Annotated in this window: 18 protein-coding genes and 1 other RNA gene; 11 read left to right on the top strand and 8 right to left on the bottom strand. The window is 69.8% G+C overall.

Annotated features, from left to right (window positions below; all coding sequences use genetic code 11):
- The first annotated feature begins 28 nt into the window (after positions 1-28).
- Positions 29-349 carry a hypothetical protein gene (locus EXE41_RS07655; protein WP_049931211.1) on the top strand — a complete coding sequence of 107 codons (321 nt, stop codon included), beginning with the start codon at positions 29-31 and terminating at the stop codon, positions 347-349.
- Here the strand turns inward: EXE41_RS07655 and EXE41_RS07650 are convergent, their stop codons facing one another.
- From EXE41_RS07650 to EXE41_RS07640, 3 genes are read right to left on the bottom strand one after another with little or no spacing between them, the layout of a single operon-like run.
- Positions 350-580, bottom strand: coding sequence for an H/ACA ribonucleoprotein complex subunit GAR1 (locus EXE41_RS07650; RefSeq protein ID WP_086216266.1), 231 nt, complete (start codon positions 578-580; stop codon positions 350-352).
- A gap of 2 nt (positions 581-582) precedes the next feature.
- On the bottom strand, positions 583-861 hold the full coding sequence (srp19, locus tag EXE41_RS07645) for a signal recognition particle subunit SRP19 (protein ID WP_004596410.1): 279 nt from the start codon (positions 859-861) through the stop codon (positions 583-585).
- 54 nt (positions 862-915) lie between these two features.
- On the bottom strand, positions 916-2,787 hold the full coding sequence (locus EXE41_RS07640; RefSeq protein ID WP_137690685.1) for a PAS domain-containing sensor histidine kinase: 1,872 nt from the start codon (positions 2,785-2,787) through the stop codon (positions 916-918).
- 148 nt (positions 2,788-2,935) lie between these two features.
- On the opposite strand from EXE41_RS07640, the gene alaS reads away from it, so the two are divergent.
- The 5 genes from alaS to citZ all read left to right on the top strand — a co-directional run bounded on the left by alaS (position 2,936) and on the right by citZ (position 10,725).
- Entirely contained in the window at positions 2,936-5,716 is a 2,781-nt protein-coding gene (alaS, locus tag EXE41_RS07635) for an alanine--tRNA ligase (RefSeq protein ID WP_137690684.1), read from the top strand.
- A 19-nt stretch (positions 5,717-5,735) separates the two neighbouring features.
- Entirely contained in the window at positions 5,736-6,539 is an 804-nt protein-coding gene (locus EXE41_RS07630; protein ID WP_137690683.1) for an alpha/beta fold hydrolase, read from the top strand.
- 98 nt (positions 6,540-6,637) lie between these two features.
- Positions 6,638-7,354: a type 1 glutamine amidotransferase gene (locus EXE41_RS07625; protein ID WP_049931200.1), complete on the top strand. Its 717-nt coding sequence runs from the start codon at positions 6,638-6,640 to the stop codon at positions 7,352-7,354.
- Positions 7,355-7,499: 145 nt separating this feature from the next.
- Complete coding sequence (locus EXE41_RS07620; RefSeq protein ID WP_137690682.1) at positions 7,500-9,386, top strand: PINc/VapC family ATPase; 1,887 nt, start codon at positions 7,500-7,502, stop codon at positions 9,384-9,386.
- Between the two features lie 196 nt (positions 9,387-9,582).
- Positions 9,583-10,725 carry a citrate synthase gene (citZ, locus tag EXE41_RS07615; protein WP_086216262.1) on the top strand — a complete coding sequence of 381 codons (1,143 nt, stop codon included), beginning with the start codon at positions 9,583-9,585 and terminating at the stop codon, positions 10,723-10,725.
- 106 nt (positions 10,726-10,831) lie between these two features.
- Here the strand turns inward: citZ and EXE41_RS07610 are convergent, their stop codons facing one another.
- The 3 genes from EXE41_RS07610 to EXE41_RS07600 form a co-directional block, all read right to left on the bottom strand.
- On the bottom strand, positions 10,832-12,067 hold the full coding sequence (locus EXE41_RS07610; protein ID WP_049931194.1) for a digeranylgeranylglycerophospholipid reductase: 1,236 nt from the start codon (positions 12,065-12,067) through the stop codon (positions 10,832-10,834).
- Positions 12,068-12,260: 193 nt separating this feature from the next.
- Positions 12,261-13,124, bottom strand: coding sequence for a 2-oxoacid:ferredoxin oxidoreductase subunit beta (locus EXE41_RS07605; RefSeq protein ID WP_049931193.1), 864 nt, complete (start codon positions 13,122-13,124; stop codon positions 12,261-12,263).
- Between the two features lie 3 nt (positions 13,125-13,127).
- Positions 13,128-14,885, bottom strand: coding sequence for a 2-oxoacid:acceptor oxidoreductase subunit alpha (locus EXE41_RS07600; protein WP_086216261.1), 1,758 nt, complete (start codon positions 14,883-14,885; stop codon positions 13,128-13,130).
- A gap of 433 nt (positions 14,886-15,318) precedes the next feature.
- Between EXE41_RS07600 and EXE41_RS07595 the strand changes: the two genes are divergently transcribed.
- The gene (locus EXE41_RS07595; RefSeq protein WP_086216260.1) at positions 15,319-15,963 is read left to right on the top strand and encodes an FAD-dependent oxidoreductase; all 645 of its coding nucleotides are present in this window, start codon (positions 15,319-15,321) and stop codon (positions 15,961-15,963) included.
- Between the two features lie 111 nt (positions 15,964-16,074).
- The gene (locus EXE41_RS07590) at positions 16,075-17,100 is read left to right on the top strand and encodes an aldo/keto reductase (protein ID WP_089307892.1); all 1,026 of its coding nucleotides are present in this window, start codon (positions 16,075-16,077) and stop codon (positions 17,098-17,100) included.
- 28 nt (positions 17,101-17,128) lie between these two features.
- On the opposite strand, the gene EXE41_RS07585 is transcribed toward EXE41_RS07590, so the two are convergent.
- A complete protein-coding gene (locus tag EXE41_RS07585; protein WP_049931186.1) occupies positions 17,129-17,587 on the bottom strand; it encodes a hypothetical protein in 459 nt (152 codons plus the stop codon).
- Between the two features lie 118 nt (positions 17,588-17,705).
- Here EXE41_RS07585 and EXE41_RS07580 point away from each other — a divergent pair, with 118 nt between their 5' ends.
- Both EXE41_RS07580 and ffs read left to right on the top strand, forming a co-directional pair.
- Positions 17,706-18,119: a hypothetical protein gene (locus EXE41_RS07580; RefSeq protein WP_086219636.1), complete on the top strand. Its 414-nt coding sequence runs from the start codon at positions 17,706-17,708 to the stop codon at positions 18,117-18,119.
- A 107-nt stretch (positions 18,120-18,226) separates the two neighbouring features.
- Positions 18,227-18,538, top strand: an RNA gene (ffs, locus tag EXE41_RS07575) — signal recognition particle sRNA.
- A gap of 391 nt (positions 18,539-18,929) precedes the next feature.
- On the opposite strand, the gene EXE41_RS07570 is transcribed toward ffs, so the two are convergent.
- Positions 18,930-19,514, bottom strand: coding sequence for a GNAT family N-acetyltransferase (locus EXE41_RS07570; RefSeq protein WP_137690681.1), 585 nt, complete (start codon positions 19,512-19,514; stop codon positions 18,930-18,932).
- 98 nt (positions 19,515-19,612) lie between these two features.
- On the opposite strand from EXE41_RS07570, the gene EXE41_RS07565 reads away from it, so the two are divergent.
- A complete protein-coding gene (locus EXE41_RS07565) occupies positions 19,613-21,523 on the top strand; it encodes a DNA ligase (RefSeq protein WP_137690680.1) in 1,911 nt (636 codons plus the stop codon).
- Positions 21,524-21,547 lie beyond the last annotated feature (24 nt).

Below are 21,547 nucleotides of genomic sequence, written 5' to 3'. Positions count from 1 at the left end.
CTCATTCGTTCGCCCCGTTACTGTGTTCGTGTCCCGGAGCCACACCTATCGGTGTCTGAACTGCCTCGACGCCACCGTCACGCGCACCTTCGACACGTCGCACTTGTCCCGGACCTGTCCGGACTGCGGCTCGTTCGAGCGGTTCGCGAACGAGGCGGTGATCGAGCGGTTCGAGTCGCTGGAGGCGTCGCCGCCGGCGGAGTTCGACTGGGACCGACTGGAGCGGCGGGAGAAGCTGCTCGTCGCCGAGCGCCTCGCTCGCACGGACAAGACGCTCGCGGACTTCGACGTGGCGGTCGACGAGGAGGCGGCGGAGGGACGAACGACACCCGAGCCGGGCGACGCGTAGCTACCGCGCGTACAACTTTTCGCCGAGGAGGTCGGCGAGTCCGACGCCGTCGCCGGGCGTGATCGCCACGTAGGGGCGGTCGATAGGACCGAACACGTCGACGACGCGGCCGACCGTCGAGAGCGACTCGTCGACGATGCTCGCGCCGATCCGGGGCGGATCGTCGCCGGCGTCGCCGCGGGCGATCGCGAGTCCGCCGGCCGTGCGGACGACGGTGCCGACGCGCCGCACGGTTACTCCCGGAGCACGCCGAGGTACGCGGCGATCGCCTGAACGAGGTCGTTTTTCGCGGTGTCTTCGGTGCCTTTGACGACGACGGAGCCCCGTGGCTCGAACTCCCGGGAATACGTCGCGTCGCGCTCGACGACCGCGTCGTAGCCCACCTGCTGGACGGCTTTCGCTATCTCGTCGACGGTCGGCGCTTCGACCGCCAGATCCGTTGGGACGCGGCGCCCCTCGGACCGCGACAGCTCGGCGTCGAAGTATGCGGGGTAGACGACGTTCTCGACCATACCGGATACCTTCGCGCGCGGCGTAAGGTCGTTTCGGACCGCCGCCGGGCGCGTTCAGGGGACCCGGAACTCGAAGCGCGCCCCGCCGTCCTCGGCGGCGAGCGCGTGCGCGCTCCAGCCGTGGGCCTCGGCGATGCGCTCGCTGATGGCGAGTCCCAGTCCCGTCCCCGACTCGTCGGTCGTGAACCCGCTCTCGAACACATTGTCGGCGTCGTCCGGGAGCCCGCTCCCGTCGTCTTCGACGTAGAAGCCGTCGGCCGCGGTCCCGTCGTCGCGACGCGTCAGCGCTCCGACGCGGACCGAGAGCGGCTCGTCGGGGGAGTCGCGGCCGTGGTCCGCGCTGTTCCGGTAGACGTTCTCAAGCAGCTCGCAGAGCCGCGTCCGGTTCGCGTCCAGCGTCGCATCCGTCTCGACGTCGAGGGTCGCGTTCGCCATGTCGACGCACTCCCACGCCTCGCGCGCGACGTCCACCACCGAGACGGACTCGGTCTCTCCCACCGAGTGTCCCTCCCGGGCCAGCGACAGGAGGTCCGCGACGAGTTCGTCCATCCGCCCGAGCGCGTCCGCGGCCTTCTCTAGGGGCGCCGTGTCGTCCGTCTCGCGGGCGAGGTCGACGTACCCCTCCGCGACCGACAGCGGATTCCGGAGGTCGTGCGAGACGATGGACGCGAACTCGTCGAGTCGCTCGTTCTGCCGCCGGAGAGTCTCCTCGCGCTCCCGTCGGTCGGTGACGTCGGTGTAGATGGCGTATCCGGCCGCGTTGGCGGCGTCGAGGTGGATCGGAATGACGTGGAGGATGAAGTGACGCGGCCCCTCCGCGGTGGTCCGGGTCACCTCCCGGCGGACGTTCTCGCCGCACTGTAAGCGCTCGTTGAGGTCGTCGGCCTCCGACTCGGCGTCGGGGGGGACTATGTACTCGTCGATGGACTCGCCGAGCACGGTCTCGGCCTCGTAGCCGAACGTCGCCTCGAACGCGTCGTTCACCTGTCGGGCGATCGGCTCGCCGTCGACGTAGTCGTAGGCGACGGCGGGGTCCGGTACGTTCGTGAACAGCGCGAGCAGCCTGTCGCGTTCGGTCCGGAGCGCCTCCGTGACCCCGATCCGGTCGAGCGTCTCTTCGAGGTGGGAGGCGAGCAGCTCCGCCAGCCGGCGGTCGGCGTCGTCGAACGCGTCGCCGTCGTCAACTCCGTCGGCGGCGAGCTGGAAGACGACGTCGTCGCCCACGGGAACGGTGAGCAGCGTACCGAACTGGCCCTCTGGGTTCGGGTTCGGGGCGATCGACGCGTCGCCCGTCTGGACGGTCCTGCCGGCCACGCCGGCGCCGACGCGGACCCGGTTACAGTCCTCGACGGGCGTCCCGCTGGAGGCGACCACGGGCTCGACCCACTCGCCGTCCCGAACGGCGACGACGGCGTGATACTCCGGAAACACCTGCTCGGTGACGGCGATGGCCGCCCGGTACGCCTCGTCGACCGACCTGACGGCGGCGAGCTCCGCCATCCCGGCGTTGAGCTGTTCGATTCGCGACGGGGTCCGGGTCGGCTTCGCCCGGACGGTCGACCGTTGATCCCGGGCGAGCAGCCACGAGACCGTCTCCGAGAGCGCCTCGGGCGTTCCGGCGACCGCGTCGACGAGCGGGTCCGTCGCGGTCCGGCCCGTCGGATCGTCGACGTACGCGATCACGTACTCGACGGCCTCGGCCGAGCGGACCCGGTCGAGCCCCGCCTCGTCGGTGACGGCCGCCACGTCGACCTCCGCGAGGCGCTCCTCGTCGACGTCGGCGGGAGCTGTCGCGTGGGTCTCGACCGCGACCGGTCCGTCGTCGCCGCGGTTCTCTGGGTCGGCCCCCGACTCGACCTCGTCGGTGAGTCGGGGGTCGTCTGCGAGCACGAGAACGGACGCGCGCTCACCCAACGCAGGAGTCACAATTGTACGAATTAGTACACGCCGAGAGCATAAAACTTCGTACCGATCTCCGCAGTCGGGCGGTTCCGGCCGTCCCGCGCTCCGCCCTCCTCGCCGGCGACGAGCGACCCCGGAACCCTTTTGGAGCAACACGGGCCACGTTCGTGTAATGAGCGATCTCGAAGCGGAGTACCGTCTCGACTACTTCGAGGAGGAGGGGTTCGAGCGCAAGGAGTGTCCCTCCTGTGGCGCGCACTTCTGGACCCGCGACGGCGACCGCGACCTGTGCGGCGAGCCGCCCTGCGAGGACTACAGCTTCATCGACGACCCGGGCTTCCCGGAGGCGCACTCGCTGTCGGAGATGCGCGAGGCGTTCCTCTCCTTCTTCGAAGACAACGGCCACGAGCGGATCGACCCGTACCCGGTCGCCGCGAACCGCTGGCGCGACGACGTGCTCCTGACGCAGGCGTCAATCTACGACTTCCAGCCGCTCGTCACCTCGGGACAGACGCCCCCGCCGGCGAACCCGCTGACCATCTCGCAGCCCTGTATCCGGATGCAGGACATCGACAACGTCGGCAAGACGGGCCGGCACACGATGGCGTTCGAGATGATGGCCCACCACGCGTTCAACACGCGCGAGGAGGTCGACGAGGACGAGTACGCCTACCACGGCGAGGTGTACTGGAAAGACGAGACGGTCCGGTACTGCGACGAGCTGTTCGAGAGTCTCGGCGCCGACCTCGAAGAGATCACCTACATCGAGGACCCGTGGGTCGGCGGCGGTAACGCCGGCCCCGCCATCGAGGTCATCTACAAGGGCGCCGAGCTGGCGACGCTCGTCTTCATGTGTATGGAGCGGGACCCCGACGGCGACTACGAGATGAAAGACGGGAACTCGTACTCGTTCATGGACACGTACATCGTCGACACCGGGTACGGGTTAGAGCGGTGGACGTGGATGAGCCAGGGGACCGCGACCGTGTACGAGGCCGTCTACCCCGACGCGATCGACTTCCTGAAAGACAACGCCGGTGTCGAGCACACCGAGGCCGAACGCGAGATCGTCCACCGCGCCGCCAAGCTCTCCGGCCGGCTCGACATCGACGACGTCGACGACGTGGAGGCCGCCCGCGGCGAGATCGCAGACCGGCTCGACGTGGACGTCGACCGACTGCGCGAGCTGGTGGAACCGCTCGAAGCGATCTACGCGATCGCCGACCACTCGCGGACGCTCGCGTACATGTTCGGCGACGAGATCGTCCCGTCGAACGTCGGCACGGGCTACCTTGCCCGGATGGTGCTCCGCCGGATGAAGCGCCTCGTCGACGAGGTCGGCGTCGACGCGCCGCTCGACGAGCTGGTCGACATGCAGGCCGAGCGGCTCGGCTACGAGAACCGCGACACGATCCGCGAGATCGTCCGCAGCGAGGAGCGGAAGTACGAGCGGACGCTGGAGCGCGGCGCCCGCAAGGTCGAACAGCTCGCCGACGAGTACGCCGGCACCGGTGAGCCGATCCCGACGGGGGAGCTACTGGAGCTGTACGACTCCCACGGGATCCAGCCCGACATGGTCGCCGACATCGCCGACGAGCGCGGCGCGACCGTCGACGTGCCCGACGACTTCTACGCGCTCGTCGCCGACCGACACGAGGAGGGCGACGCCGCGGGAGAGAGCGACGAGCGCGACGAGCGGCTCGCCGACCTCCCCGAGACGGAGAAGCTGTTCTACGACGACCAGGGACGCACGGAGTTCGAGGCGGTCGTCCTCGACGTGCTGGAGGCCGAGGGCGGGTACGACGTGGTGCTGGACCAGACGATGTTCTACCCCGAGAGCGGCGGTCAGCCGGCCGACCGCGGCCACCTCACGGTCGGAGAGACCACCGTCGACGTCGACGACGTTCAGGAGGTCGACGGGGTCGTGCTCCACCGCACGGACGCGGACCCCGGCAAAGGCGAGTTCGTCACGGGGCAGGTGGACGGCGACCGCCGCGACCGACTGCGCGCGCACCACACCGCGACGCACCTGATCGGTCACGCCGCCCGCGAGGTGCTCGGCGACCACGTCCGGCAGGCTGGCGCCCAGAAGGGAACCGACTCGGCGCGGCTCGACGTGCGCCACTTCGAGCGCATCGACCGCGAGGACGTGAAGGCGATCGAGCGCGTCGCGAACGAGTTGGTCCGCGACGACGTCCCCGTCCGCCAGGAGTGGCCCGACCGCAACGAGGCGGAGGCCGAGCACGGCTTCGACCTGTATCAGGGCGGCGTCCCGCCGGGAACGAACGTCCGGCTGATCCACGTCGGCGACGCCGACGTTCAGGCCTGCGCCGGCACGCACGTCGCCCGCACCGGCGAGATCGGCGCCGTGAAAGTGCTGAAGACGGAGCCGGTACAGGACGGCGTCGAGCGCATCGTCTTCGCGGCCGGGGCCGCGGCGGTGGAGGCGACCCAGCGCACCGAGGACGCGCTGTACGACGCGGCCGAGGTCCTGGACGTGGACCCGCTCGACGTGCCGGACACCGCCGAGCGCTTCTTCGAGGAGTGGAAGGCCCGCGGCAAGGAGATCGAGTCGCTCAAAGAGGAGCTCGCGGCCGCGCGGGCCGCCGGCGGCGCCGACGCCGAGGCGGTCGAGGTTGCCGGGACGACAGCGGTGATCCAGCGGCTCGACGGCGACGCCGACGAACTGCGCGCGACCGCGAACGCCCACGTCGACGACGGGAAAGTCGCGGTGATCGGCAGCGGCGCGGACGGCTCCGCGAGCTTCGTCGTTGGCGTCCCCGATTGCGTCGACGTGAACGCGGGGCAGGTCGTCTCGGAGCTCGCCGGGCGCGTCGGCGGTGGCGGCGGCGGGCCGCCGGACTTCGCGCAGGGCGGCGGCCCGGACGCGGACGCCTTAGACGACGCCCTCGACGCGGCGCCGGACGTCCTCCGCAGCCTTCAGGAGGCCTGAACGCGCCCAGTTCGCCACTATGCCGCACGCGACCAACGCCGGGACCGAGATCCGGTACGAGGTGGACGCCCCCGACACCGGCGACGGCGACGAGGCGGTGGTGTTCTGCGGCGACGTCGGGCTCGGCGCCTGGCAGTTCGGCTGGCAGCACGCGGCGCTCGCCGGTCCACACACCGTGATCACCCCGGAGACGCGGGGTGTCGGGCGGTCCGACGCCCCGCCCGGCCCGTACGCGGTCGGGGAGCTCGCGGCCGACGTGGACGCGGTGTGTGCCGCCAAGGGGATCCGAAACGCTCACCTTGTCGGCTACGGGCTCGGCGGGATGGTCGCGCTGACGGCCGCGGCGAGTTCCTCGCGGCCGGCGAGCGTCGCGCTCGTCGGGACGCCGCCCGCGGGGGACGCCTACAACCCCGACGGCGTCTGGGCCCCCCCGGCCGATCCGGCCGCCGTCGAGGGGTCGCTGAACGGCCTCCTCTCGCTCGACTTCCGTGAGGCCCATCCCGACGCGCTCTCGCGGATCGCGGAGTGGCGCCTCGCGGAGGACGCCGACCGCGAGACGTACGAGGCGCACCGCGCCGCGATCGAGGGGTTCGACCTCGCCGGTCGCCTCCACGAGATCACCACGCCCGCGCTCGTCGTCCACGGCACCGACGACACGGTCTGTCCGGCCACGGCCGGGGAGACGCTCGCGGAGGGGCTCCCCCGTGGGGAGTTCCACGGGATCGACGGGGCGCGCCACCTCGTCGGAGTCGAGGCGTCGGCCGCGGTCAACGACCTCCTCGTCGGCTGGCTCGCCGAACACGCGGCCGGCCGGTTCGAGTAGGCGCGGCGTTCGGGGCCGCGCGACGCCCGCGTCCGCGTCGTCGGCCGGGGCGTCCGGCGTCGCAACCGTTTTGTGACTCTCGCCGAACTCTTCGCCTGATGACTCGCCTCCGGTTCGCCCTGCTGAACGCCGCCCACGACGGTGCGAACACCCGGCGGAACTTCCGCAGAGAGCTCGACGCCGACCTCGTCGAGTTCGACGCCGTCGCGGGAGACCTCCCCGATCACACCGAGTTCGACGGCGTCGTGGTGACCGGGTCGCGCTCGTCGGTCTACTGGGACGAGGCGTGGATCCCGCCGCTCGTCGACTACGTCGCCGAGGCCGCCGACGCCGGCGTCCCCGTCCTCGGCGTCTGTTACGGTCACCAGGTGCTCGCGGAGGCGCTCGGCGGCCGCGTCGCGGGCATGGACGGGTTCGAGATCGGCTACAACGAGATCCGCCGACCTCGCGACGACCCGCTGTTCGAGGGGATCGACGAGACGTTCACCGCCTTCACCACCCACGGCGACGCAGTCGTCGAACTCCCGCCGTCAGCGACGCTGCTCGCGGAGAACGACCGCGGCGTCCACGCGTTCCGCGACGGCCACTGCTGGGGGGTCCAGTTCCACCCGGAGTACGACATCGACACGGCCCGCGACGTGACCGACGGTAAGCGGGATCAGATCGGTGACGCCCGCGTGGACGGCGTCCTCGAGTCGATCACGCCCGACGCCTACGACGCCGCCTGCGAGGCGAAGCAACTGTTCGAGAACTTCACCGGTTACGCCGAGCGGTTGGCGGCCGAGCGGGCGGAGCGGGCGGCCGCGGACGACTGAGCGGGTCGACCGGTTCGACGGAGGCGCGACCGCCGCGCCGCTCGACCGCCACGACCGACGCGACGACTGACCGGCGCGATTCCACGCCGTCCGCCCGCGGCCCCCGGTCGAACACCCTTATACGGTTCCCGTCCCGAACTCGGGTATGAACGTAGTACCGGACACGAGCGCGGTCGTCGACGGCCGCGTGTCCGAACGCGTCGCGGACGGGACCTACGAGTCGGTCACCGTGTTCGTCCCGGAGGCGGTCGTCGGCGAGTTGGAGTCGCAGGCGAACGACGGGCTCGAATCCGGCTGGGACGGGCTCAGCGAACTCAAGCGGCTCGCGGACTACGCCGACGACGGGACGATCGAGCTGCGGTACGTCGGCGAGCGCGCGAGCGGCGACGCCCGCTCGAACGCACACGAGGGCGACGTGGACGCGCTGATCCGCGACCTCGCCGCCGACCACGACGCGACGCTCCTCTCCAGCGACGTGGTTCAGGCCGAGGTGGCCCGCGCGAAGGGGCTCGACGTCGAGTACGTCGAGCCCGTCGCCCGCGGCGTCGTCGACGAGCTGCCGATACAGGACTTTTTCACCGACGAGACGATGTCAGTCCACCTCAAGACGGGGACCGTCCCGAAGGCGAAGCGCGGGGCGCTCGGCGAGATGCGCTACGTCGAGATCGCGGACGACCCCACCGACGAGGCGCAGCTGCGGGAGTGGGCGAACTCGATCGTCGACCTGGCCCGCCAGTCGAGCGAGGGGTTCATCGAGCTCTCTGACGACGGGATGGACATCGTCCAGTTCCGCAACTACCGGATCGCGGTGGCGCGCCCGCCGTTCGCCGACGGCGTCGAGATCACCGCCGTCCGTCCCATCGCGAAGACGGACCTCGACGACTACGAGTTCGCCGACGAGCTCCGCGACCGGTTCGCGGAGCGGAAACGCGGTGTCCTCATCTCGGGCTCGCCCGGCGCCGGGAAGTCGACGTTCGCGCAGGCGGTCGCGGAGTTCCTGAACGACAGCGACTACGCGGTGAAGACGATGGAGAAGCCCCGAGACCTCCAAGTCGGTCCCGAGATCACGCAGTACGGCGCGCTCGGCGGCGAGATGGAGAACACCGCCGACTCTCTCCTCCTCGTCCGGCCGGACTACACCATCTACGACGAGGTCCGGAAGACGAACGACTTCGAGGTGTTCTCCGACATGCGTATGGCTGGCGTCGGCATGGTCGGCGTCGTCCACGCCTCCCGCGCCATCGACGCGCTCCAGCGGCTCGTCGGCCGCGTCGAACTCGGGATGATCCCGCAGATCGTCGACACCGTCGTCTACATCGAGGCCGGCGAGGTCCACACGGTCTACGACGTGACGACGGAAGTGAAGGTGCCGGCGGGGCTCACCGCCGAGGACCTCGCCCGTCCGGTCATTCAGGTGTCGAACTTCGAGACCGGTCGGCCGGAGTACGAGATATACACGTTCAACCGGCAGGTCGTCACCGTCCCGCTCGACGAGGACGGCGGCGAGGCGGGGAGCGAGACGGGCGTCGGCCGCATCGCGAAAAAGGAGATCGAACGCGAGATCCGCTCGGTCGCGCACGGCCACGTCGAGGTGGAGCTGAACGGCGACGACGAGGCGGTCGTCTACGTCACCGAGGGCGACATCGGCACGGTGATCGGGAAGGGCGGCGGCCGCATCGCCGACATCGAGAACCGCCTCGGGATCGACATCGACGTCCGCACACACGACGAGAAGCCCGGCGGGTCCGGCGCCGGTCCCGCCGGCGGCCCCGAGAACGGGCACGGCGACGGGCAGGTCGGCGCCGAGAGCGGGACGGTGGTCGCGCCGGAGATCACCTCGCGTCACGTCGTCATCGACGTCGACGACGAGGTCGGCGAGACGGTCGAAGTGCGCGCGGACGGCGAGTACCTCTTCACTGCCACGGTCGGGCGCGGCGGTGAGGTTCAGGTCTCGCGCGGCTCGGCCATCGCCGAGGAACTGGAGGACGCGATCGACCGGAACCGGACCGTGACGGTCGTCCCGGCGCGGTGAATCCCGCAACCGGCCGTTCGGGTCGGACGTAGCCGCCCGACGGCCGTCCGATCGCCCCGCTGGCTGGCGATCGCATCCACGCCAGACGTTTTCGCTCGCTGTCACGTCGTCGTTCGACGCGGCCACATACCACGATTGTCGTAACGTATCCCTCCTGAAAGATAACGCTTTTTTGACGGCCTAGATAACTCGGGGTATGGCTGATGAGTTAAAACGCGGGCTCGAGGGCGTCCTCGTCGCGGAGTCAGATCTGAGCTACGTCGACGGCGAGGTCGGGAAGCTCGTGTATCGCGGGTACGACATCGAAGACCTGGCGCGGGGCGCGAGCTACGAGGAGGTGCTGTACCTCCTGTGGCACGGCTCGCTCCCCACCGCCGCGGAGCTCGACGCGTTCGCCGCCGACCTCGCGGCGGAGCGCGAGGTTGACGACGACGTCATCGAGACGGTCCGCGCGCTCGCGGACGCCGGCGAGCGTCCGATGGCCGCGCTCCGGACCGCGACGTCGATGCTGTCGGCGTACGACCCGGACGACGAGGCCGACGCCGGTGAGGCCACGCTTCGTCAGGGACGACGGATCACGGCGAAGATCCCGACGGTCCTCGCCGCGTTCGAGCGCGTCCGTCAGGGCGAGGAGCCGGTCGCCCCCGACCCGGACCTCTCGCACGCCGGGAACTTCCTCTACATGCTGACCGGGACCGAGCCGGACGACGTGAGCGAGGAGACGTTCGACATGGCGCTCACGCTCCACGCCGACCACGGGCTCAACGCCTCCACGTTCACCGCGATGGTGATCGGGTCGACGATGGCGGACGTTTACTCCGGCGTCACCGGGGGTATCGGCGCGCTCTCCGGTCCGCTCCACGGCGGCGCGAACCAAGACGTGATGGAGGTGCTCCACGAGGTGGACGCCTCCTCGAAGGACCCCGTCCAGTGGGTGAAAGACGCCCGGGACGACGGACGGCGCGTCCCCGGCTTCGGGCACCGCGTCTACAAGGTGAAAGACCCCCGCGCGAACATCCTCGAGGAGAAGCTCCGCGACCTCGCCGAATCGTCGGGCGACACCAAGTGGCTGGACTACACCACCGCCATCGAGGAGTACCTCACCGAACAGGGGCTCGTCGAGGAGGGGATCGCCCCGAACGTCGACTTCTACTCCGGCTCCGTCTACGACTCGCTCGGCATCCCCGTCGACATGTACACGCCCATCTTCGCGATGAGCCGCGTCGGCGGCTGGATCGCGCACGTCGCCGAGTATCAAGAGGACAACCGCCTCATCCGTCCGCGCGCCCGGTACACCGGTCCGGAAGACAGCGAGTTCGTTCCCCTCGACGAACGGTAACGGTCGCGGCCGCCGCCCACCCGCCTTCTCCGAACGGTTCTTCAAACGTCGCGACGCGTCACCCGCCCGCAGAATGTGTGCGCCCGCGACCGGTCGGCCCGGCTCCTCAGATACCGAACCGCTCGCGGGCGTACTTCGCGAGCAGCGGGACGTCGTCGAGGTGAAGCAGCCGCGCCATCCCCGCTTTCTCGCCGCGGTTCGCCTTCGCCAAGATGTCGTCGTCGGTCTCTTGGAGATCGCGCATCAACCGGTCGTACCGCTCGTTGGGTGCGAGGTACAGCAACTCCGTGAGCGTCAGTCGCGACTCCGCGCGCGGCGCCACGTCTCGGTGCCAGAGCGTCTCGTACACCGCGAGGCTCTCCGCGTCGATTCGCCGCTCCGAGTCGGTGAGACAGCGGTCGACGGTCGCCGCGGCGGCGCGGGCCGACTTCATGCCCTTGTGGATCCCTTCTCCCCACAGCGGGTCGATGCTCGGCACTGTGTCGCCGACGGCGAGGAACCGGTCGGTGTACATCTGCTCCGGGCGCTGAATGTGCGCGGAGCCGCGGTGGACCGTCTCGTCGATCTGTTCCGCCTCGGCGAACCGCGGGTCGCGGTCGATCCAGTCGTCGAGGTACCCGTCGACGGTCTTCCCCGCCTCGGCGAACTCGCGGTGGCGGTCGTTCTGGATGTAACAGATGCCGACCTTCGCGGTGTCCTCGCCGGTCGCGAAGATCCACGAGTAGCCGCCGGGCGCGATGTTGTGGTCCAAGCGGAGCATCATCGCCCGCCGGAGGTCCGCGTAGTCCGGGTGGTTCATCTCGACGCCCTCCATCTCGTACTCGATACCGATGGCTTGGTTCTCGCGTTCGAGGTCGACCACGTCGAGCGCGCTGGCGATCGGTGCGGCCGGACCGGTAGCGTCGATCACGATGTCGGCGTACACCGCTTCGTCGCCGTTGTACCGCACCCCCTCGATGACGCCGTCGTCGTCGAGGATCGGCCGCGAGACCCGCGCGTCGAAGCGGTACTCCGCGCCGTTGTCGCGACCGTCGGCGACGAGGAACTGCTTGAACTCCGCGAACTCCAACACCGCGCCCGGCTGGTAGCTCTCATAGTACTCGTTGGGCGACTCCAGCACGACGTCGTCGGTGTACGACATCACGACGTCGTCGGGGATTCCGAAAGAGGACATCATCGACGGGAACGTGCCCGCCGTCGACTTGTTGCTCTGTCGCGGGAACTCGTCTTCCGACTCCGTCTCTAAGACGACGACGTCGTAGTCGCGCGTCGCCAGGTCACGGGCGCACTGCGCGCCCGCCGGACCGGCGCCGGCGATGGCGACGTCGTAGCGGTCAACCATACACGACGGTTACGGACCCACCTAATTAGGCTTGCTGAAACCCACCGGAAAATACGCGCGAACCCCCTCGTTCGCCCGGTTTTGGCCGTCGAGAGAGGTCGGAATTACCGGGGTCTCATCCGGCGGTCGGACGCAGACCCGGCCCCCGAAACGGGCGTCGGATCGGGTCCGCCCGCCGGGACCGCGGCGCGGTTCAGTAGAACTCGCGGACGAGGTCGGTCGCGCCCTCGGGGGCGCCGTCCGGAAGCACCGACATGTCCTCGTCGACGCCGTGCTGCTCGTGGTACGGCACCGACGACTCGTCCTTGTAGATGACGCCCTGGTGTTCCTTCTCGTTGTCGAGGATCACGTCCTTCGCCGCCTCGCGGTCGGTCGGGTCGTGGTCCGCCTCCTTCAGGTCGACCAGCGAGTCGCGGAAGTAGTCGTACGTGTCGACGTCGTTGAAGGTGACGCAGGGGGAGTAGACGTTGACGAAGCCGAACCCGTCGTGCTCGATGGCCTCCTGGATGATCTCTTGGTGGCGGAGCGCGTCCGAGGAGAACGACTGCGCGATGAACGTCGCGCCGGAGGCGAGCGCCAGCGCGTGGGGGTTCACCGGCGGCTGTTTGGGCCCGTCGGGGCTCGTCGACGTCTCGAAGTCCTCGCGGGAGGTCGGCGACGCTTGGCCCTTCGTCAGCCCGTAGATGCGGTTGTCCATCACGACGTACGTCATGTCGACGTTGCGCCGGACGGCGTGGACGAAGTGGCCCGCGCCGATGGAGTAGCCGTCGCCGTCGCCGCCGGCCACCATCACCTCGATGTCGGGCCGCGCCATCTTGACGCCGGTGCCGACGGGGAGCGCGCGCCCGTGAACCCCGTGGAGCGCGTAGCTGTGCATGTACGTGCCGATCTTGCCGGAACAGCCGATGCCGGCGACGACGAAGGTGTTGTCGGGGTCGTTGCCCGTCTCCGCGAGGGCCTTCATCATCCCGTTCATCGTCCCGAAGTCGCCGCACCCCGGGCACCACGTCGGCTGCTTGTCGGACTTGAAATCGGTGAATCGAATGTCTGAGCTCATTGGTTACGCCTCCACCCCCGCTTCGAGGGTCGACTTGATCTCCGCTGCGAGTTCGTCGGCCTTGAACCGCACGCCGTTGTACTTGTTCACGCGGTCGACGCGTTCGAGCACGTCGTGTTCGACGAGGTCCGCGAACTGGCCCTGCTCGTTACACTCGACGACGACCGTCGTCTCGGCGGCCGCCACGTCTTCCGCGAGGTCCGGCCGCGGGAAGATGTACGGGACCGAGAGGACCCGCACGTCCAGTCCGTCCTCGTCGAGGAACTCCACTGCCTCGGCGAGCGCGCCCTCGTTCGACCCCCACGTGATGACGAGGGTGTCCGCGTCCTCGTCACCGAACTCGCGCGGGCTCCAGTCCTCGCGCTCGCGGGCGGTCTCGACCTTGCGGTTGCGCTTGTCGACCTGCTCGACGCGCATCTCCGTGTCCTCTGTCCGGCGGCCCTGCTCGTCGTGTTCGAGGCCGGTGGACATGTGCGCGCCGTCGGCCGTACCGGGGAACGCCCGCGGCGAGACCCCGTCATCGGTGATCTCGTGGGGCTGGAAGCCGCCCGACTCGCTCATGTGGTCGTCGATCGCCGTCTCGTCGACGATCTTGCCGCGATCGATCTCCACCTCGTCCATGTCGAACGTCTCCGGGGAGAACGTCTGCTCGGTGACCGCCATCGAGAGGTCGGCGGTGAGGTAGACAGGGAGCTGGTACTTCTCGGCGAGGTTGAACGCCTCGACGGTCTTCCAGAAGCACTCCGAGATGGTGGTCGGCGCGAGGACGAACCGCGGCACCTCGCCGTGGCCGCCGTACAACATCTGGTTCAGGTCGCCCTGCTCCTGTTTCGTCGGCATCCCCGTCGAGGGGCCCGAGCGCATCACGTTACAGATGACGAGCGGCGTCTCCGAGGTGGCGATGAGCCCGAACGTCTCGGTCATCAGGTCGATCCCCGGCCCGGAGGTCGCGGTCATCGCGCGGGCGCCGCCGCGGGCCGCGCCCAGCGCCATGTTGATCGCGGAGAGCTCGTCTTCCGCCTGGACGACGTGGCCGCCGTACCGCTCGATGCGGCCGGTGAGATACGTCATCACGTCGGTCGCGGGCGTGATCGGGTAGCCGGCGTAGAAGCGGCAGCCGGCCGCGATGGCGCCCATGCCGATCGCTTCGTCGCCGTTGAGGAGGACGTAGTCCTCGTCGGTGGTCTCCAGCGAGTAGTCGAACTCGTGGTCGTACTCGTCGGCGACGTACGACTGGCCCGCGCGGGCCGCCTCCTTGTTGTTGTCGACGAGCTTCTGGCCCTTGTCCTTGAACCGCTTCTCCAGCGCCGAGTCGAGGTTCTCGATGGGGAACTCGGCCACCTCGCAGGCCGCGCCGAGCGCGACGACGTTCCGCATAATCGCGCCGCCGGCCTCCTCGGCCAGGCTCTTCAGCGGCACGTCGAGGCCGATCATCCCCTCGGGGATCTCGACGTCCTGCATCGTCGTCCGTTCGCCGTCGTAGATGATCACCGACCCCTCGTGGAGCTCGTCGAGGTTCTCCTCGATCGTCCGGGGGGTCAACGCGATGAGCACGTCGAGTCGGTCAACGACGCTCTGTACCTTGTCGACGGAGGTCCGCACCTTGTAGGCGGTGTAGCCGCCCCGTATCCGAGATGCGAAGTCCTTCGACGTGAACACGTGTCGACCCGCGCGGGAAAGCGCCTGTGCGAAGATCTTCCCCGTCGAGTCGATGCCGTCGCCGGCCTCTCCGCCGACAGCCCAGTTGAAATCCGCAGCCATGTGCTATGGGCAAGGTTCCGGCGGACTCATCAAAAGGCTTCTGGAAGGAGCCACCGAGGTGTATCTGGACGTACGTCTTCGATATCGCGAATATTGTCAGCTTTGAGCCCTATATACCTTGTAATAACGCATATAATTGGATGTTCGTTCACCAAAATCATCACGATCGACCCTTCGCGTCGGACCCGTTTTCGACGTTTGACGAACTGCGTCGGCCCCGTGCGCGGCGGACTTGTTCACGACGAGGTAGGCCAAGGCGTCGGGTATCCTCGCATCTGGCGTCCATGTGTCGGGTCGTCCCCATGCCGAGGCAGTCGGCCCTGCGGGCCGGTCACCGCAGCGGCGGTCTGGGCCTCCCGTCCGAACCGGTTTCGACATGGGCAGGACCGACGGCGACGGGAAGGCGTTTGTGTCTGCCCCGCCGATCCGACGTATGGACACGACAGCGACGGTCGAGTCGGTGGAGCCGGTCGGCTCCGACACGTACGCCCTCCGCTTCCGCGCCCCCGAGGGGTTCGCGGCCGAACCCGGACAGTTCGTGAAGCTCGGCACCGAGATCGACGGCGAGTCGGTCGCGCGGTTCTACACCCTCTCGTCGCCCCGCGTCGGCGAGACGTTCGAGGTCACGGTCGGTATCGACCCCGACGAGGGCGGCGAGTTCTCGGCGTTCCTCTCCGGCGCCGAGGCGGGCACCGAGATGACGCTCTCTGGCCCCTTCGGCGACCAGCACTACGACGGCGAGCCACGCGCGGTCGTGATCGCGGGCGGCCCCGGGGTCGGCCCCGCGGTCGCCATCGCCGAGCGCGCGCTCGACGAGGACGCCGAGGCCGCCGTCGTCTACCGCGACGACGACGTGGCCCACGCCGACCGGATCGACGCCCTCCGCGAGCGCGGCGCCGCGGTCAGGCTGCTCGACGGCGATGCCCCCCTGACCGACGCCGTCGCCGACGTCCTCACCGGCGCCGACGGCGGGACCGTGTTCGTCTACGGGTTCGCCGACCTCGTCGCCGACGCGGAGGCCGCCATCGAGGCGGCGGGCGGCGACGCGGACGCCGCGAAGGTCGAGAACTTCGGGTAGGCGCGGCCGCAGGCCGGGCCGTCCGCGCTCGCGTCGGCGCCTCGGCCGATATTCGCGGCGTCGCCGGCCGGCGCCGCCACGCTTTACACACCTCCCCCGCGAGGACCGGGTATGGACTACCGACGGCTCGGGAACACCGGGCTCAGCGTCTCGGAGCTCTGCTTCGGCACGTGGCGGTTCGGGCGCGAGACGAACGGCGTCGTGGAGACGGGTCGCGAGGAGTCACACGAGCTCCTCGACGCGGCCGCGGACCGCGGGATCAACTTCATCGACACGGCCAACGTCTACGGGACGCCGAACGGGAAAAGCGAGACGTACATCGGCGAGTGGCTCGCGGAGCGGGACCGCGAGGACTACGTGATCGCCTCGAAGGTGTACTTCCCATTCGACGGGCGCGGCGAGCCCGGACCCAACGACTCCGGGCTCGGCCGGAAACACATCCGCGCGCAGATCGAGGGGACCCTCGACCGGCTCGGCACGGACTACCTCGATATCTACTACATCCACCGCTGGGACGAGGACACCCCCATCGAGGAGACGATGCGCGCGCTCGACGAGCTGGTCGCCGAGGGAAAGGTCCACCACCTCGGCGCGTCGACGATGGCGGCGTGGCAACTGACGAAGGCGCAGTGGACCGCCGACGCCAACGGGTACGCGGGCTTCGACGTGGTCCAGCCACTCCACCACGCGGGCTACTACGAGGACGTGAAGGAGTACCTCGACGTCTGTATCGACCAAGACCTCGCGGTCTGCCCGTACTCTCCGCTCGCGGGCGGGTTCCTCACCGGGAAGTACGAGCGCGCCGACCCGGACGACCCCGAGCAGGTGATCGCGCCCGACGGCTCCCGGGCGAGCTTCGACGACCGGTTCGAGCGCTTCTATCTCTCCGAGCGCGGCTGGAAGGTGCTCGACGCGGTCCGCGATGTGGCCGACGAGTGCGACGCGACGCCCGCGCAGGTCGCGCTTGCGTGGCTCTCCGGCTGGGACGAGTTCACCTGCGTCCCAATCGTCGGCGCGCGGACGGTCGACCAGCTCGACGAGAACGTCGCGGCGGCCGACCTCCACCTCTCCGACGAGCAGTGGGACCGGATCATGGACGCGCGCTACGACCCGGACGGGAACCGCTGGGGCCACTGAGCAGTCGCCTCCCGTCCACAAGCGGACGCTACTCGTCGAAGTCCGGCAGGTCGTCCGGCGCCTCGAAGTCGGCCTCCCAGTCGATGTACTCCTCCTTGAGCGTCTCGCAGACGATCTGCCCGAGCTCCGTGAGCCCCGCGTTGATCGCGGAGACGGTCCCCCACGAGTCGAGGTCTGGGTGGAGGTCGCGCTCCTTCCAGTCCTCTGGCAGCCCCGGCGCGTGGTAGCCGACCCGGTCGGCGAAGTCGTCCCAGAAGAAGTCGAACCGGGAGACTAACTCGAGGTCGAGCGCGATCTGCCAGTCCGCTGCGTCCATGTCGCTGCCCGCGGCCCACTGATCGAACGCCTCCTCCCACGCGCCCTCGCGGAGGAGCGCTTCGAGGTCGTCGCGGCGGTACTCGCCGCCAGCCACCTCGGCGTCCTCGTACTCGTTCGGGTCGACGGCGGCGAGTTCGGGAGGCTCCGGCAGGTCGACGTCGAGTGACATGGTCCGTAGTGGGTGCCGACGGGCCAAAACGCTACGGGAACGGAGCGCGGCGAGGCGGCCGCCCCCCGCGTCCGCTCCGATCCGGTCCTTTTACCGCGGTTCCGTTCCGAGGTCGGGTATGAACCTCCGCGCCGTCTCGCGTCGGGTCGGGATCGCCGCCGCGGTCGTCACCGTCGTCGCGCTCGTCGCGCCGTACGCGATCATCACGGGGCCGGAGTACGCGTCGCAGCTCGCGTCCTACTACGCCTCCGGGGCCGTCGGCTGGAGCGGGATCGCGCTGTTCGCGCTGCTCGCCGCGGTCGTTATCGCCTCGGTCGAGCAGGGGAACGTCGACCCGGGGACGCTCGCGGGCGTGGCAATCGTCCTCGGGCTCGCGACAACCGCGAGCGCGGCGACGTGGGCGCTCGCGGTCCAACCGACCGCCGTGTTCCGCGACCACCTCTGGCTGGTGTGGCACGCGCCCGCCGTCGTCGCGCTCTCCGTCCCGCTGCCGCTCTCCGCGGCGGTGTACGCCCGAGCGGTGTTGTCGTAGCCGAGACGCCGGAACGCGCGGGACGCCTCTTTTCCGACGCGCGCTCGCCGCCCGCGTCGCCGTCGCCCGGCGAACGAAAGGCCCTTATGCCGCACCCGAATATCGTCGAACGGACTAGGTCGGGCGGTTAGGCCCCGCTCGTTACCCGTGAGGCAGTCTTCAGCGGGGACCGAACAGCGGGCACGTCCGGTCAGACCGGCACGGGCCCCGAGAGCCAACGTGGAAGCCTCGTCCGCCGGGGACAGCGGTCCGTGGCGCCCGCTCGCAGGAGCGGTCCGTCGCGGTTCGTCGGCGATATTGGGTCAGGCGCGGAAGCGAGCAGCCCACCGCCGGACGCCAGTCGCTCGTCGGGTCGCGGGGTGGAGGAGGCAATCGGGATACCCCGTGACGGAACGCCGGGCTACCCCGCCTGTCCGCCATTCATACGCTGCTTCCTTCGACGAGTGGTGATGCTGTGACGCTACGGTCGCCGGTGTGAGCGTCGACACGGCGAGCGTTTATTTATACGTAAAATCACCCTCATCCCGGCTCCAGTTATACGCAATTGACGCCGCCACGCTGAGCAACCTCGAACACCCAGCCGCTCGGCTGTCTGACGATACCACTTATGAATTATCGATCGAAACGACCACCACCGAAGCCCCAGCCGCGAGCCCCGCCCCGCACAGCGACCGCGCCTCACACCTCCCCAGCCTCGTCGGTGGTCCTCCGCTCCGCTCCGGACCACCGACTCCCTCGCGCGTGCTCCTCGCGTCCTTCGGACGCTCGGAGGCACGCGCCACAGCGGCCACAAAAAACCAGTCTCGCGGCTCAGCGACCGGTGTCGTACTTGTACGTCGCCGAGTCGGGGTCGATCCCGAAGTCCTCCGCCGACTCCTCCGGCTCGTCGTCGCCCGTCGGCTCGGCGTCCTTGAACGCCCGCCGGAACCGGTCCGCCATCTCGAACGCGTCGACGGTCAGTTCGAGGCCGACGACCCCGCCGCCGAGGAACTCGCGCTTCTCGGTGAGGCGGTCCGAGAGGGCCGGCGGGAGGTCGTCGGTGTCGACGCGCTCGAAGCCGAACTGCGTCAGGTACTCCGGCTGGTCGGTGAGCACGTACACCGTCTCGAACCTGTCCGCGGCCGCGGTGTCGACGAGGCGCTCCACGACGTGCGCCCCGACGCCGCGGTCGCGCCACTCGGGGAGGACGCCGATGCCGGTGAGCTCGATCCGGTTTTCCTCGTCCTCGTCGCCGCGGTGGAGGCGGAGCCGACCGAACCCGGCCCGGTCGCCCGACTCCTCGTCGACCGCGATCACGTAGTCCCGCGACCGGAAGGCGACGTCGTCGAGCCCCAGCTGCTCGATCGCGTCCAACAACCACGCCTCGTCACGGTTTTTGGCGTCGCGGACGTACATAGACGGCTGTACGAGGGCGGAGGTGAAAAGCGGTTCCCCGGCCCGGTCGCCCGCCGTCATCGCGTCGCTTTTGCCCGCCGGCCGCCGACCCGACGCGTATGGAATTCGCCGCGCTGGCTGAGCGGGCGGAACGGGTGGCCGCGCACGACGGCGACATCGAGACGACCCTTGCGGTCGCCAACCTGCTCGCGGACGCCGGCGACGGCGGCGCGAACCACGGGTCGACCGACGACCTCCCGGTCGTCGTCCGGTTCCTCCTCGGTCGCGTCTTCCCCGCCCACGACACCCGTACGCTCGACGTTGGGCCCGCGCTCTGCCGCGAGGCGATCGCCCGCGCCGCGGGCCCGAACGTCGACGCCGCCGACGTCGAGGACCGCCTCGCCGAGCGGGGCGAGATCGGTGCGGTCGCGGCCGCGTACGACTTCGGCGGCCAGCGGGGCCTCGCCGCGTTCGGCTCCGGTCGCGACGCGCTCACGGTGGCCGCGCTCGACGAGGAACTCCGCAACCTCGCGGCCGCGAGCGGCGACGGCAGCGAGTCGCGCAAACGCGACGCCCTGTTCGGGCTGTTCACCCGCTGTTCGCCGAGCGAGGCGGCTTTCCTCGCCCGCCTTATCCTCGGCGAGATGCGGCTCGGCGTCGGCGAGGGAACCGTCCGGGACGCGATCGCGGAGGCGTTCCTGACCTCCGAGACGCCCCACGACGGCGACGAGTCCGGGGACGACGACGATGACGGCCCCGCCGACGGCGACGGTCCCGAACTCGCCGCGCCCGACGACGCGGTCGCGGCCGTCGAGCGGGCGCTTCAGGTGACGAACGACTACGGGCGGGTCGCGGTCCGCGCCCGCGACGAGGGAGTCGCGGGGCTCCGCGAGGAGTCGCTGCGCGTCGGCCGCCCGGTCCAGGCGATGCTCGCGCAGGCGGGCACCGCGACCGACGCGCTCGACGCGTTCGGCAAGGTCGCCGTCGAGACGAAGTTCGACGGGGCTCGCGTTCAGGTTCACTACGCGCCGGACGGAGCCGAGGCGGACGACGGCGTGCCGGACGGCGACGCGCCGGGCGGCGAGGGCACCGCGCTCGGTCCACGGCTCTACTCGCGGAACATGGACGACGTGACGGACGCGCTCCCCGAGATCGTCGAGTTCGTCGCCGACCGCGTCGACGCGCCCGTCATCCTCGACGGCGAGGTCGTCGCGGTCGACGACGACGGCGACCCGCTCCCGTTTCAGGAGGTGCTGCGGCGGTTCCGGCGAAAACACGACATCGACCGGATGCGCGAGGCGGTCTCCCTGCGGCTCCACGCGTTCGACTGCCTCCACGCCGACGGCGACGACTTACTCGACGAACCCCTCACCACGCGCCACGAGCGGCTCCACGAGTTCCTCCCGGACGCAGCCGCGGATCTCACCGTCGCCGCGGACACGGACTCGATCGCGGCCGAGGAGCGGGCCGCGCTCGACGCGGGCCACGAAGGCGTCATGCTGAAGAAACCCGACGCGGCGTACACTCCCGGCGACCGCGGGCGCGACTGGCTGAAGCGAAAGCCCGACGTGGAGACGCTCGACGCCGTCGTCGTCGGGGCCGAGTGGGGCGAGGGGCGCCGTGCGGAGCTGTTCGGCACGTTCCTGCTCGCGGTCCGCGAGGGGGACGAGTCCGCGGCGCGGGACGCCGGGAACGACGCGGCCGACCGCGACGCCGGCGGCCGCGACGCCGACGACCCCGCGCCACCGGGGTACGCCACGGTCGGCAAGGTGGCGACGGGGATCACCGACGAGGCGCTCGCGGACCTCACGGAGCGGTTGGAGCCGCACGTCGTCGACGAGACGGGGACGACGGTCTCGTTCGACCCCGAACTGGTGGTCGAGGTCGGCTACGAGGAGATCCAGACCTCGCCGACGTACTCCGCAGGCTACGCGCTCCGGTTCCCCCGCTTCGTCGGCGTCCGCGAGGACAAGGGGGTCGACGACGCCGACTCGCTCGCCCGCGTCCGTCGGTTCGCCGGCGACGACTGACGTTCCGACACGCGAAACTCCTTG

The sequence above is a fragment of the Halorubrum sp. SD690R genome (assembly GCF_005435035.1).
Lineage (GTDB): Archaea > Halobacteriota > Halobacteria > Halobacteriales > Haloferacaceae > Halorubrum > Halorubrum ezzemoulense.
This window is presented reverse-complemented; position numbering and strand designations above follow the sequence as displayed.

Coding starts and splice junctions, on each gene's coding strand:
- EXE41_RS07570 (WP_137690681.1), bottom strand. CDS start 19,514: ATGTACGTCCGCGACGCCAAAAACCGTGACGAGGCGTGGTTGTTGGAC.
- EXE41_RS07605 (WP_049931193.1), bottom strand. CDS start 13,124: ATGAGCTCAGACATTCGATTCACCGATTTCAAGTCCGACAAGCAGCCG.
- EXE41_RS07610 (WP_049931194.1), bottom strand. CDS start 12,067: ATGGTTGACCGCTACGACGTCGCCATCGCCGGCGCCGGTCCGGCGGGC.
- srp19 (WP_004596410.1), bottom strand. CDS start 861: ATGGTCGAGAACGTCGTCTACCCCGCATACTTCGACGCCGAGCTGTCG.
- EXE41_RS07565 (WP_137690680.1), top strand. CDS start 19,613: ATGGAATTCGCCGCGCTGGCTGAGCGGGCGGAACGGGTGGCCGCGCAC.
- EXE41_RS07595 (WP_086216260.1), top strand. CDS start 15,319: ATGGACACGACAGCGACGGTCGAGTCGGTGGAGCCGGTCGGCTCCGAC.
- EXE41_RS07630 (WP_137690683.1), top strand. CDS start 5,736: ATGCCGCACGCGACCAACGCCGGGACCGAGATCCGGTACGAGGTGGAC.
- EXE41_RS07600 (WP_086216261.1), bottom strand. CDS start 14,885: ATGGCTGCGGATTTCAACTGGGCTGTCGGCGGAGAGGCCGGCGACGGC.
- EXE41_RS07580 (WP_086219636.1), top strand. CDS start 17,706: ATGAACCTCCGCGCCGTCTCGCGTCGGGTCGGGATCGCCGCCGCGGTC.
- alaS (WP_137690684.1), top strand. CDS start 2,936: ATGAGCGATCTCGAAGCGGAGTACCGTCTCGACTACTTCGAGGAGGAG.
- EXE41_RS07620 (WP_137690682.1), top strand. CDS start 7,500: ATGAACGTAGTACCGGACACGAGCGCGGTCGTCGACGGCCGCGTGTCC.
- EXE41_RS07585 (WP_049931186.1), bottom strand. CDS start 17,587: ATGTCACTCGACGTCGACCTGCCGGAGCCTCCCGAACTCGCCGCCGTC.
- citZ (WP_086216262.1), top strand. CDS start 9,583: ATGGCTGATGAGTTAAAACGCGGGCTCGAGGGCGTCCTCGTCGCGGAG.
- EXE41_RS07625 (WP_049931200.1), top strand. CDS start 6,638: ATGACTCGCCTCCGGTTCGCCCTGCTGAACGCCGCCCACGACGGTGCG.
- EXE41_RS07590 (WP_089307892.1), top strand. CDS start 16,075: ATGGACTACCGACGGCTCGGGAACACCGGGCTCAGCGTCTCGGAGCTC.